The 11818-nt window shown below is 66.2% G+C and carries 10 protein-coding genes and 1 pseudogene; 9 read left to right on the top strand and 2 right to left on the bottom strand.

Features of this window, described 5'->3' with window-relative positions:
- Positions 1 to 34: 34 nt before the first annotated feature.
- Positions 35 to 1303, bottom strand: a complete 1269-nt coding sequence (locus LQ144_RS21895) for an FAD-binding protein (RefSeq protein ID WP_230121357.1) — start codon at positions 1301 to 1303, stop codon at positions 35 to 37.
- Between the two features lie 245 nt (positions 1304 to 1548).
- Here LQ144_RS21895 and xylA point away from each other — a divergent pair, with 245 nt between their 5' ends.
- Positions 1549 to 2739: a xylose isomerase gene (xylA, locus tag LQ144_RS21900; RefSeq protein ID WP_230121358.1), complete on the top strand. Its 1191-nt coding sequence runs from the start codon at positions 1549 to 1551 to the stop codon at positions 2737 to 2739.
- Between the two features lie 4 nt (positions 2740 to 2743).
- Positions 2744 to 4252: an FGGY family carbohydrate kinase gene (locus LQ144_RS21905; protein WP_230121359.1), complete on the top strand. Its 1509-nt coding sequence runs from the start codon at positions 2744 to 2746 to the stop codon at positions 4250 to 4252.
- A gap of 60 nt (positions 4253 to 4312) precedes the next feature.
- Here LQ144_RS21905 and LQ144_RS21910 read toward each other — a convergent pair whose 3' ends face one another.
- Positions 4313 to 5128 (bottom strand): FCD domain-containing protein, encoded by an 816-nt coding sequence (locus tag LQ144_RS21910; RefSeq protein ID WP_230121360.1) that lies wholly within the window; start codon positions 5126 to 5128, stop codon positions 4313 to 4315.
- Between the two features lie 133 nt (positions 5129 to 5261).
- On the opposite strand from LQ144_RS21910, the gene LQ144_RS21915 reads away from it, so the two are divergent.
- From LQ144_RS21915 to LQ144_RS21945, 7 genes and pseudogenes are all read left to right on the top strand, one after another.
- Positions 5262 to 6542: a sugar ABC transporter substrate-binding protein gene (locus LQ144_RS21915; protein ID WP_230121361.1), complete on the top strand. Its 1281-nt coding sequence runs from the start codon at positions 5262 to 5264 to the stop codon at positions 6540 to 6542.
- Between the two features lie 90 nt (positions 6543 to 6632).
- The gene (locus LQ144_RS21920; protein WP_230121362.1) at positions 6633 to 7571 is read left to right on the top strand and encodes a sugar ABC transporter permease; all 939 of its coding nucleotides are present in this window, start codon (positions 6633 to 6635) and stop codon (positions 7569 to 7571) included.
- Positions 7568 to 8449 carry a carbohydrate ABC transporter permease gene (locus LQ144_RS21925; protein WP_230121363.1) on the top strand — a complete coding sequence of 294 codons (882 nt, stop codon included), beginning with the start codon at positions 7568 to 7570 and terminating at the stop codon, positions 8447 to 8449. Before LQ144_RS21920 ends, LQ144_RS21925 begins: the two co-directional genes overlap by 4 nt.
- Positions 8450 to 8458: 9 nt before the next feature.
- On the top strand, positions 8459 to 9607 hold the full coding sequence (gene dgoD, locus LQ144_RS21930) for a galactonate dehydratase (RefSeq protein WP_230121364.1): 1149 nt from the start codon (positions 8459 to 8461) through the stop codon (positions 9605 to 9607).
- Positions 9608 to 9629: 22 nt separating this feature from the next.
- Positions 9630 to 10331 (top strand): bifunctional 4-hydroxy-2-oxoglutarate aldolase/2-dehydro-3-deoxy-phosphogluconate aldolase, encoded by a 702-nt coding sequence (locus tag LQ144_RS21935; RefSeq protein WP_230121365.1) that lies wholly within the window; start codon positions 9630 to 9632, stop codon positions 10329 to 10331.
- The gene (locus LQ144_RS21940) at positions 10328 to 11302 is read left to right on the top strand and encodes a sugar kinase (RefSeq protein WP_230121366.1); all 975 of its coding nucleotides are present in this window, start codon (positions 10328 to 10330) and stop codon (positions 11300 to 11302) included. Before LQ144_RS21935 ends, LQ144_RS21940 begins: the two co-directional genes overlap by 4 nt.
- Before the next feature lie 74 nt (positions 11303 to 11376).
- Positions 11377 to 11818, top strand: a pseudogene (locus tag LQ144_RS21945) (bifunctional D-altronate/D-mannonate dehydratase); the annotation flags it as partial.

Genomic DNA, 11818 nt, shown 5'->3' on the forward strand with positions numbered 1-11818 from the left:
TCCGCGGGCTGGGGAGGGCATCATCGCGACAATATCAGCTTCCGAATACCTTGCGGTCGACGAAGCTGTTGCGGAACTTTCCGGCGGGATCCAGCCTTTCGGCCAGTGCCTTAAAGTCACCAAAGCGCGGGTACAGCGGCCCGACGGCGGCGGCGTCGCCTTCGAACAGCTTGCCCCAATGGGGCCGCGCCGCGAAGGGCGCCAGTTCTGCTTCCAGTACCGGCAGGACCGCCTCAACAGCCGGCTGGTCCTGCCGCCACGTGAAGTGCAGCCCGATGCCGTCACGGCCGTAGTTCGGGCTCAGCCAAAGGTTGTCCGCGGCGACGGTGCGGATTTCACCGACGAGCAGCAGGGGTTTCACCACACCTGAGAGCCGGCGCATGGTGTGGAGGGCATCCGCGGCGTGCTCGCGGGGAATGAGGTACTCGCTCTGCAGCTCCTCGCCCTTGCTCGGGTTGAATTCCATCCGGAAATGGGCCAGCCGGTCAGACCAGGGGCCGGCGACGCCCAACTGCTGGGTGCAGCTGGTGCCGGGTACGCCCGGCAACGGATGCCTTGCCTCGGCAGCAGCCTTCCCGCCGAAGAATCCGGACTCCACGCCCGGCTGTCCGGCATCGACTGTCCTGCGCTTCAGCCAGGCCTGGCCGATGGTCGGCCCGCTCCAGTCGGTGAACAGGCTCACGCTGTACGCGGCGGAGGTGACGTCGTCGAAGTTCTCCAGTACCAGGTTCCAGTCAAGGTTCTCGAAAACGCTCTGGCTGACCTCGTAGCTTGGCTCGATGTCCAGGGTCAGCCTGGTGACAATACCCAGGGCTCCCAGCCCCACCACCATGCCGGCAAAGTCGGCATCACCGCGGTGCACCGTCAGCAGCGAGCCGTCTGCGGTGACCAGTTCGAGGCCGGCCACCGCAGTGGCCAGGTTGCCGTTCCGGTCCCCGGACCCGTGGGTGGCAGTGGCGACGGCGCCCGCCACGGATATGTGGGGAAGCGAGGCGAGATTGTGCAGGGCGAAACCGCGGCGGTGGAGTTCGGAGGCGAGGGTTCCGTAGCGGATGCCCCCGCTCACCGTCACCGTCATGTCCTGCTCGTTAATGCTTATTGCGGGGTCGAGGCCCTCCAGCGACGCCAGAATGCCCGGTGTGTCGGCGATGTCGTTGAAGGAATGCCTGGAGCCGAGCGCGCGGATTTTCTCTGCGTCGGCCACCGCCTCGCGGAGCTCCTGCACGCTGTGCGGAAAGACTGTCGCCGGCGCCTTGTAGCTGTAGTTTCCGGCCCAGTTGCGTTCCGTGGTGAGTTGCTCCATTGCGATTACCGTTCTGATCGGGATGCCGTACGTCTGTTTGATGCCTAGCACAACTTACCAAGCCGCCTGCCAAAACAATAGAGGTTTCCAGCACGCGGACCGGTGCAGATCGGCGCGACTATTCTCGCGAAAGTGGTTGACATCCTTGGAAATACGAATATGTTTGTCTACAGAACAATTTCTCGGGTCGCATCGATGACCCCGTTCGGACAGCAACTTTCTCCCTACTTCTTTCGGAGCTCTCAATGGCGATTCAGCCCACCCGTGAAGACAAGTTTTCCTTCGGCCTTTGGACAGTTGGCTGGGAGGCGCAGGACCAGTTTGGATCTGCCACGCGCCCGCCGCTGGATACCGTAGAGGCCGTCAACAGGCTCAGTGACCTCGGCGCCTACGGCATCACCTTCCACGACAACGATCTGTTTCCCTTTGGCTGCTCGGCGGCGGACCGCCAGCGGGAGATTGACCGGCTTACCGGTGCGCTCAAAGCGACGGGCATGGTGGTTCCCATGATCACCACCAATCTGTTCAGCCATCCCGTCTTCAAGGACGGGGGCTTCACCAGCAACGACCGCGGCGTGCGCCGTTTCGCCCTCCGCAAGGTACTGGAGAACATCGACCTCGCCGCCGAACTCGGCGCGGAGACATTCGTCATGTGGGGCGGCCGTGAAGGCAGCGAGTACGACGCCGCCAAGGACATCCGCGGCGCGCTCGAGCGCTACCGTGAGGCCGTGAATCTGCTGGGCGACTACGTCACCGACAAGGGCTACAACATCCGCTTCGCCATCGAGCCGAAGCCGAACGAACCCCGCGGCGACATCCTGCTGCCAACGCTCGGCCACGCCCTCGCCTTCATCGAAACGCTGGAGCGTCCGGAACTCGTGGGCATCAACCCCGAAACAGGCCACGAGCAGATGGCCGGGCTCAACTTCACGCACGGCATCGCCCAGGCCCTGTACCAGGGCAAACTGTTCCACATCGACCTCAACGGCCAGCGCAGCATCAAGTTCGATCAGGACCTGGTGTTCGGCCATGGTGACCTCCAGAACGCGTTCTCGCTCGTGGACCTGCTGGAAAACGGGGGACCCAACGGCGGCCCGGCCTATGACGGCCCGCGCCACTTCGATTACAAGCCCAGCCGCACCGAGGACATCGACGGTGTGTGGGATTCGGCGGCCGCCAACATGCAGACCTACCTGCTGCTGAAGGAGCGCGCCAAAGCCTTCCGTGCAGACCCCGAGGTCCAGGCCGCTCTGCAGGTGTCGCGCGTCGCCGAGATCAACGAGCCCACCCTTAACCCTGGTGAGGGATACCAGCAGTTGCTCGCCGACAAGTCCGCTTATGAGGAGTTCGACGCCGATGCCTACTTCGGCGGCAAGGGCTTCGGTTTCGTGAAGCTCCAGCAGCTCTTCATCGAGCACCTGCTCGGCGCACGCTGATCCCATGACACTGGTTGCCGGGGTGGATTCCTCAACCCAAAGCTGCAAGGTCCTCATTCTGGACGCCGACACCGGTGCCCCGGTGCGCGAAGGCCGTGCCGGCCACCCGGACGGTACCGAGGTCCACCCGGACCACTGGTGGCGGGCGTTGTCTGAGGCAATCGACGACGCCGGCGGGCTGGGTGACGTCAGCGCCGTCTCCATCGCGGGCCAGCAGCACGGCATGGTGCTGCTGGATCGGGAGGGCAGTGTTCTGCGCCCGGCACTGCTGTGGAACGACACCAGGTCTGCCGTGGCTGCCGCCGCCCTCATCGACGAAGTGGGTGCGGCGGACTACGCCAAACGGACCGGCCTGGTGCCCGTGGCGTCCTTCACTGCCACCAAGGTCAGGTGGGTCAGGGACCATGAGCCGGAAATCGCGGCCCGGGTGGCCGCCGTCGCATTGCCCCATGACTGGCTGACGTGGCGGCTGCGCGGCTTCGGCCCGTCAGGGTCCAGCCCCCTGGGTCCGGACCTTGAGCAGCTGATGACAGACCGTTCCGATGCCAGCGGCACCGGCTACTGGAGTCCGGAGACCGGCGCCTACGACCTGGAGCTCTTTCATCTGGCCCTTGGCCGTCCAGCCCGCGAAGCCGGGGACTCCGCGGGGCTGGAGGACGCCGTCGTTTTGCCCCGGGTCCTGGACCCCGGCGCTTCGGCGGGGCACGCTCACCTGGCATGCCTCCCTACGGCTGGAAACGGCGCGGCGGGTGCCGCATCCGCAAGCGGTGGCATCGCCGTCGGGGTCGGAGCCGGCGACAATGCAGGGGCCGCGCTGGGACTGGGCATCAGCTCCGGCGATGTGGTGGTTTCCGTGGGGACCAGCGGCACGGTGTTTGCCGTCGCGGCCGATCCCTGCACGGACGTGACCGGAACCGTGGCCGGGTTCGCCGACGCGGGCGGGGGCTACCTTCCCATCGCCGTGACCCTGAACGCGGCCCGCGTTCTTGGTTCCATCGCCGACGTACTGGACGTCGATTTCGACGGATTGGCCCGGCTGGCCCTGGAAGCGGACCCTGGCGCCGGGGGAGTGGTCCTGGTGCCCTATTTCGAGGGTGAACGTACCCCCGACCTCCCGGATGCGAAGGCGAGCCTGCACGGCCTCAGCATTGCGTCCGCAACGCGCGGCAACATCGCCCGGGCGGCGTTCGAAGGCATGCTGTGTGGGTTGTCCGGGGGAATGGATGCGCTGCGGGAACTGGGCGTGCCGGCCCGGCGGCTCCTGCTGATCGGCGGCGCGGTGCGGAACCCTGCGCTCCAGAAGATAGCTGCCCAGGTCTTCGATCTCCCCGTTGTCATTCCCGAGCCCGGCGAGTACGTGGCACGCGGCGCGGCCGTGCAGGCCGCCTGGGCCTTGACCGGGGACCGTCCGCAGTGGAAGACCGCACTGGAGGCGACCCCCGCGGCGGACTTCCGTCCGGTCATCGGACAGCAATACCGGCGCGCCTGTTTCGAATTGCGCGGCGGCCGCTAGCCTCGGGATTGTCTTGGGCGGCGGCTCTGTGTCAGGATCACACCTGCCGCAGGGCCGCCGTCAGGCGTTAACTGTCCTTTCGTTCGCCCCCGCGTGGGCCGAGGCAGCCGCGACTGCGCCTTCCCCGGCGGCGCTTTCCTGGATTCCGCCGTCTCCCTGGTGCCGGGACCAGATGTCACCCATTTCCTCGGTCGACTGCTCCACGATCCTGCTCATCGCGGCGTGGGCAGCCTCAGCCTCGCCGCGCTGGATGGCGCTCGCCACGTCAACGTGCAGCTGGAGCGCCTCGTGGTGCGGAAGGTGCGGCACCAGCCCGTGTTCGGTGCGGCCGGTCAGGACTTCCCGCACCAGGTTGTGCAGCTGGGAAAACATCGCATTGCCGGACGCCTTGAGCACAGCAGCATGAAAATCGATGTCCAAGAGCAGGAACTGTTCCTGGTTGTCGCCCTGCCCCGCCGCCCATAGGCGGGCCGCAATGGACACGAGCTCACTTCCGTCCTCAAGCGAAATCCGGCCAGCGGCGAGCCGGGCCGCCTGCGGCTCAATCGCCCCGCGAAGTTCGTTAAGTGCGCGGAGCTGGTCCAGGCGTGCGGAGGAGGCGAGCCGCCATCGGATTACCTGCGGGTCATAGAGATTCCAGCACTCCACGGCCTGGACTACCGTTCCCAGGCGCCGCCGCGATTCGAGCATGCCCATCGAACAGAGCACCTTCGTCGCTTCCCGGACCACTGACCGGGAGACCTTGTGCTCGGCTTCCAGCTCGTCGATCCGGAGCACGGCGTGCGGCGCAAGCGTGCCGTCGGCAATAGCCAGGCCCAGCCGTTCCAGAAACGACACCGGCAAGGCTTGGGAGGGCTCCGCCTTTGGAGATTTCATAAATAAATCATACGCGTGGGCCACAAGGGGTTGTTTAAGTCTGCTTTATTTCCCTATGATCGCTTCCGGAGCAGATGCAAAGATGCGTATGCGGGCGGCCGGAGCAGCTCCGGCCATGATCTTAGGAGTCGTAATGAAGCGACGTTCAGTAGTGAAGTATGCGGCCGTCGCCGCGGCCCTTTCGCTGGGGTTGACTGCCTGCGGAGGCGGAAGCGGCGAGTCGAAGGGCTCGGACACGGTACGGGTCACCCTCGCCAACCATGTGTGGACCGAAGGGATCAAGGCAGCAATTCCGGAGTTCGAAAAGTCCACCGGGCTGAAGGTGGAGCTCACCCAGCTCGGCGAAGACCAGCTCTCGGACCAGTACAACGTCAAGCTCAACGCGGGCAGCGACGAAATCGATGTCATGATGTACCGCCCGCTGCAGGAGGGCAAGGCGTTTGCCCGCAACGGCTACCTCGCGGACCTGACCAGCAAGGTGGCAGAGGACGCCGGGTGGAACTGGAAGGACTACCAGGACGGCCCCGTCAAGGCCACCACTTATGAGGACAAGGTGACGGGCGTTCCCATCATCACCGAACGGGAGGTGCTCTACTACCGCAAGGACCTGCTGAAGGCCGCCGGCATCGAAGTTCCCAAGACCATGGAGGAGCTCGAGGCGGCCGCCAAGAAGCTTTCTTCCGCGGACACCGCAGGGTTCGTTGCCCGCACCGGCAAGTCGGCAGCCGTCACCCAGTTCTCCAGCTTCCTGTACAGCTTCGGCGGCGACTTCACCGATGAAAGCGGCAAGTCCGCCGTCGGGAGCGAGGAAGCCAAGAAGGCGTACGCCTTCTACGGCGGCCTGATCAAGAACTACGGCCCTAAGAACGTCAGCACGGACATGAGCTGGCCCGAGGCAATGGCCATCTTCACCCAGGGCAAGGCCGCCTTCTACACCGAGGCGGATTCCCTCTACAAGAACGCCACGGACCCCGCCAAGTCCAAGGTGGCCGAGACCGTTGGCTTCGCGCCGCTGCCCGCCGGTCCCGCCGGCTCCAAGCCGTACAACATCCCGTCCTGGGGTCTGGGCATCAACCAGGCCTCGGCCAATCAGGACAACGCCTGGAAGTTCATCAAGTGGGCCACCAGCAAGGAACGTACCCTTGAGGCACAGAAGGCCGGCGTCCCCGGGCCGCGCGCCTCGGTCTGGTCCGATCCCGCCGGAACCTCCACCTACCCGAAGGACCTCGCCGCCGCCATCGCGGTGAGCGCTGAAAACGGCGTGGGCCACGACCGCCCGCAGGTCCTCACCGTGGGCAAGGCCCGCGAAATCGTCGGCGGCCCGATCGTCGCCTCCATCACCGGTGCCGACGCTTCAGCAGCAGCTGACACGGCCAACACCGCGTTCCAGAAGTTCCTGGACGACGAAAAGTAAGTAACTAAAGCGCGACGGCGGGGCACCCGCCAGGCTGTTGTCCCGCCGTCGTCCGCTGAAGATTTTCACCCCCAACTTCTTAGGTGAACAATGTCTGTACTGACCCCTGCCCGGACCTCCGGACGAACGGCTAGCGCCCAGGAGAATTTCTCCGCCTGGGCCAACCGCCACCGGAAGTGGCTGTTCGCGGCGCCCGCCATGATCTTCGTGGGCGTCCTCATCATCTTTCCGCTCGCCTGGACCCTGTACCTGAGCCTGACCGACTCCCAGGGGTCGGTGCGTGCGGCGTCGGACTTCGTGGGCCTCGAGAACTACCTCACGGTCCTTACCGATACCGAGCGCTTCTGGCCGGCCGTGGGCCGCACGCTGTCCTTCACCTTCGTGGCGCTCGCCTGCGAAATCATTCTCGGCATGGGCATCGCCCTGCTCCTGTGGCGTCCGTTCCGCGGCGAAAAGTGGGTCCGGGTGGCCATCCTGCTGCCGCTCGTGGCCACTCCCGTGGCAGTGGGCATGATGTGGCGCCTGATCTTCGATCCGAACATCGGCTTCGCCAACCAGGTACTGGGCCTCGTGGGCATTCCGCCGCAGCCGTGGCTCTCCGGACAGGATTCCGCCCTGCCCACCACCATCTTCATGGACGTCTGGCAGTGGACCCCCATGGTGGTCCTCATCCTCCTGGCCGGCCTCACCTCCCTCTCCGATGAGCCGGATGAAGCCGCACGGATGGACGGCGCCAGCGCGGTCCAGCGCTTCTTCTACGTCACCCTGCCGCTGATGATGCCCACGGTCATCGTGGCCATCCTGCTTCGCGGCATTGATGCCCTGAAGACGTTCGACATCCTCTACGCCACCAAGGGCAAGGGCGGCGGTTCCTTCCATGAGGTGGAGACTCTCAACGTCTACGCCTACGGGCTGAGCTTCGACTACAACCAGTACGGGCTCTCCTCGGCCGTACTGATCCTGTTCTTCATGATCATCATTGGCTCCATGTGGCTGCTGACCATGCGCAAGAAAGCGGTAAGCAAATGACCCTCCTGACTGAACCCCAGGCACCGGCACGGCGCCGGCCACAGGTGGCGCGCCGCAAGAAGCCGCTGCGCAGCCGCGCCTACAAGACCTTCCGCGTGGTTGCCCTGATCGCGGTGGTGCTGTTCCTGATCGCGCCGCTGTTCTGGATGCTGCTGGCCTCCTTCAAGACCAACGTGGACATCTACGACGCCGGCAAGTCCTTCCTGTTCACGCCCACCGGCGAGAACTACGCCAACGTGCTGCAGCGCAACAACTACTTCGTCTTCATCTTCAACAGCTTCTGGGTGGCCTTCGTTTCGACCGCCCTGTCGCTGGTCCTGGGCGTCCCGGCCGCCTACGCCATGAGCCGCTTCACAATGCACCGCTCGGCGCTGGTGGTCCTGATGGCCCGCGTCATCCCGGGCGTCTCCCTGCTGGTGCCCTGGTACTACGTCTTCTCCAACCTGAAGATGGTGGGCGGCTTCGAGGTGCTGATCCTCAGCCACATGTTCGTCGCCCTGCCGCTGATCGTCTACATCATGATGAGCTACTTCGACTCCCTGCCGCTGGAACTCGAGGAGTCGGCCCAGGTGGACGGGCTCACGCCGATCGGCGCGTTCCGCCGCATCACACTGCCCCTTTCGGTGGCCGGCATGGCCACCGCCGGGATCCTGTCCTTCATCTTCTCGTGGAACAACTTCATGTTCGCCCTGGTGCTGTCCGGTTCGAAGACCAAGACGCTGCCCGTGGCCATCTTCGACTTCGTCTCCTACGCCAGCATCGACTGGGGCGGACTGATGGCCGCGGCCACCGTGGTGACCATCCCGATCATGATCATTGCGCTCTTCACGCAGAAATACATTGTGTCCGGCATGACCGCCGGCGCCACCAAGGGCTAGGGGTACGCCATGACGCGAATCAGCAGAATAGAAACCTTCCTGGTCCCGCCGCGCTGGCTGTTCGTCCGCATCGAGACGGACAGCGGGATTGTCGGCTGGGGAGAGGCAAGCTGCGAGGGCCGCAGCGAAACCGTCCGGACCGCCGTCGACCAGCTCTCCGAGTTGCTGATCGGCCAGGACGCCCTGCGGATCGAGGACCACTGGCAGGTCATGACCAAAGGTTCCTTCTACCGCGGCGGCCCCATCCTGGCCAGCGCCGTGTCCGGGCTCGACCAGGCCCTGTGGGACATCGCCGGCAAACACTTCGGCGCCCCGGTCCACCAGCTGCTGGGCGGACCGGTCCGCGACCGCATCCGGATGTACGGCTGGGTGGGCGGCGACGAGCCCAACGAGGTGGCCGACCAGATCAGCGCCCAGCTGGAAGTCGGACTCACGGCGGTCAAGATGAACGCCAGCGGCCGGATCAGCCCTGTCGCGTCGGTGGCGGAGCTCGACGGCGTGGTCCGGAGGGTGGCCGCCGCCCGGGAGGTTTTGGGGGACCACCGCGACGTGGCGGTCGACTTCCATGGCCGCTTCAGCCTCGCCAACGCCAGGCGGGTGGCGCCGCTCCTTGAGCCGTACCGGCCGTTCTTCCTTGAGGAACCGGTGGTACCCGAGAACACCCATCTGCTGCGTGAATTCACCTCATCCACCACCACGCCGGTGTCCACCGGGGAGCGGCTGTACAGCAGGCAGGAATTCCTCCCCGCTCTGCAGGCCGGCATCGCCGTGGCGCAACCCGACCTCTCGCATGCCGGCGGCATCACCGAGGTCCGCAAGATCGCCTCACTGGCCGAAATCTACGAGGTGCAGCTCGCACCGCACTGCCCACTCGGCCCGCTGGCCCTGGCCGCGTGCCTGCAGGTTGGCTTCGCGACGCCCAACTTCCTGATCCAGGAACAGAGCATCGGCATCCACTACAACCAGGGCGCCGAAGTCCTCGACTACGTCGTGGACAAGACGCCCCTCAAGTTCGTGGACGGGCACATCGAGCGGCTGACCGGGCCCGGCCTCGGCATCGAAATCGACGAAGCGGTGGTCCGGGCGGCAGACAAGCAGGGGCACGCGTGGCGCGGCCCCGTGTGGCGTCACCCCGACGGCTCGTTTGCCGAGTGGTGAGCGCAGAGTGGTGAAGGCCAGCATGACCAAGCAGGAAGTGGAGAGCCCCGCAATGGAAAGCACTTTGACGCCCGAGTTTCTCTTGGCAGGAATCAGGGAAACCCGGCTGGTCGCGATCGTGCGCGGGACCGACGGTCCGGCTGCCGCGAAGGCGGCCCTCGCCGCGATGGAGGAGGGATTCCGTTTCGTCGAGATAGCACTGACCACGCCGGACGCGCTGGCGGCGATCCGCGACGTTCGCTCGTCGGCACCCGAAGGCTGTTTCGTCGGGGCGGGGACCGTGCTGACGGTGCAGGACGTTGACGACATCGCCGATGCCGGAGCCCAGTTCACGGTGACGCCGGCGCTGGCGGAGTCGATCGGCGAATCTTCACGGCGCGGCATTCCCGTCCTGGCGGGGGCGCTGACCCCCAGCGAGGCCTACGAAGCGATGAACCGCGGCGCCACCGCAGTCAAGCTCTTCCCGGCATCCATCGGGGGGCCCCGTTATCTCAAAGCATTGCGCGACCCCTTCCCGGAGATCCCCTTCATCGCTGTGGGCGGCGTGGGGCTCGAGGAAGCGGCCGGCTACTGGGAGGCCGGCGCCATCGCCGTGGGGCTGGGCGGTCCGCTTTTCGGCGACGCCGGCTCCGGCGGCGATCTGGCTCCGCTCCGGGGTCGCGCCCGCAGCTTCGTCCGCCTGTCCGCCGAGTTCGGCGGCCGGACGGCCGGGAGCCTCCAGTGAGGGCCGACGTCGACCTCCTGACACTGGGTGAGTCCATGGTGTCGCTGCGCTCGGGCGGTCCGCTGTCCGCTGGCGGCAGCCTGTCCATGCATGTGGCAGGGGCCGAATCGAACGTGGCCGTCGGTGTGGCCAGGCTGGGGCACAGAGTGCGCTGGGCCGGCGTGGTGGGTGCCGATCCGCATGGCCAGTTCGTCCAGCGCCAACTGCGTTCCGAGGGCATCGAGCTCCACCACCGGGAAGATTCCGTCCGCAGCACAGGCGTGATGTTCCTGGAGCAGCGGACTGCCGATGTCAGCCGCGCCTTCTACTACCGCGCCGGATCAGCCGGTTCCACTCTTTGTAGGGAGGACGTCGACGCTGCGCTCCAAGGCGGGGCCCGCATCCTTCACATGACCGGCATTACCGCGGCACTGAGCGCGGAAGCGCGGGACGCCGTGGAATACGCAGCGCGCCGGGCAACGGGCGCCGGCGTCCTGGTTTCCTTGGACGTCAACTACCGCAGCAAGCTCTGGTCGCGCGACGAAGCGCGGGCTGTCCTATCCCCGCTCGTCCGGCACGCCAGCATTGTCATCGCCTCCGACGACGAACTCGACCTGGTCGCCGCCGACTCCGGCGTGCCCTCGGACTCCGCAGAGGCCGAGGCCCTGATGGCCAAGCACCTCCTGGGCCTTGGCGTGCAGGACGTGGTGGTCAAGCGCGGGGCAGCCGGCGCCGGAGCACACACTCGCGCCGGGCACTGGGAGGTCCCGGCTGTGCCGGTGACGAGCATCGACACGGTTGGCGCCGGGGACGCCTTCACCGCCGGTTACCTCTCGGCACTGCTCGACGGCGAGGACGTTCCCGGCCGCCTTCGGCGCGGCGCCCTGGCCGGTGCCTTCGCGGTGAGCACCGCAGGGGACTGGGAAGGCCTGCCGCGCACCGGCGAACTCGCGCTGCTCGGCGGCCACGTTGCCGGTACCACCCAGCGCTAAGCGGACGGCGCCCCGTCCCGGCCGAAGGGCCGGAAACGTTCATTGTTAGACCTGAAAGAAAGCCAGGACCTGTTGTGAAAATCATTGCCGCGGAAGTGTTCGTGACAAGCCCCTCCCGTAACTTCGTGACCCTGCGGATCACCACCGAGGACGGTGTGACCGGCATCGGTGATGCCACCCTGAACGGCCGCGAACTGGCCGTGGCCGCGTACCTCAAGGAACACGTCGCGCAGTTGCTGATCGGCAAGGACCCGCACCGGATCGAGGACACCTGGCAGTTCTTGTACCGGTCCTCGTACTGGCGCCGCGGCCCGGTGACGATGGCCGCGATCGCGGCGGTGGACATGGCGCTGTGGGACATCAAGGGCAAGGTCGCCGGGATGCCGGTTTACCAGCTCCTGGGCGGGGCGTCCCGCAACGGGCTGCGCGCCTACGGCCACGCCTCCGGCGCGGACATCCCCTCACTGTTCGACTCGGTCCGCGAGCACCTGGAACTCGGCTACAAGTCGGTCCGGA

Source organism: Arthrobacter sp. Bi83 (assembly GCF_918698095.1).
Lineage (GTDB): Bacteria > Actinomycetota > Actinomycetes > Actinomycetales > Micrococcaceae > Arthrobacter.

Excerpts from the sequence above, each read along its gene's own strand:
- LQ144_RS21910 (WP_230121360.1), bottom strand. The coding sequence starts at position 5,128 with ATGAAATCTCCAAAGGCGGAGCCCTCCCAAGCCTTGCCGGTGTCGTTT.
- dgoD (WP_230121364.1), top strand. The coding sequence starts at position 8,459 with ATGACGCGAATCAGCAGAATAGAAACCTTCCTGGTCCCGCCGCGCTGG.
- xylA (WP_230121358.1), top strand. The coding sequence starts at position 1,549 with ATGGCGATTCAGCCCACCCGTGAAGACAAGTTTTCCTTCGGCCTTTGG.
- LQ144_RS21920 (WP_230121362.1), top strand. The coding sequence starts at position 6,633 with ATGTCTGTACTGACCCCTGCCCGGACCTCCGGACGAACGGCTAGCGCC.
- LQ144_RS21905 (WP_230121359.1), top strand. The coding sequence starts at position 2,744 with ATGACACTGGTTGCCGGGGTGGATTCCTCAACCCAAAGCTGCAAGGTC.
- LQ144_RS21895 (WP_230121357.1), bottom strand. The coding sequence starts at position 1,303 with ATGGAGCAACTCACCACGGAACGCAACTGGGCCGGAAACTACAGCTAC.
- LQ144_RS21935 (WP_230121365.1), top strand. The coding sequence starts at position 9,630 with ATGACCAAGCAGGAAGTGGAGAGCCCCGCAATGGAAAGCACTTTGACG.
- LQ144_RS21915 (WP_230121361.1), top strand. The coding sequence starts at position 5,262 with ATGAAGCGACGTTCAGTAGTGAAGTATGCGGCCGTCGCCGCGGCCCTT.
- LQ144_RS21925 (WP_230121363.1), top strand. The coding sequence starts at position 7,568 with ATGACCCTCCTGACTGAACCCCAGGCACCGGCACGGCGCCGGCCACAG.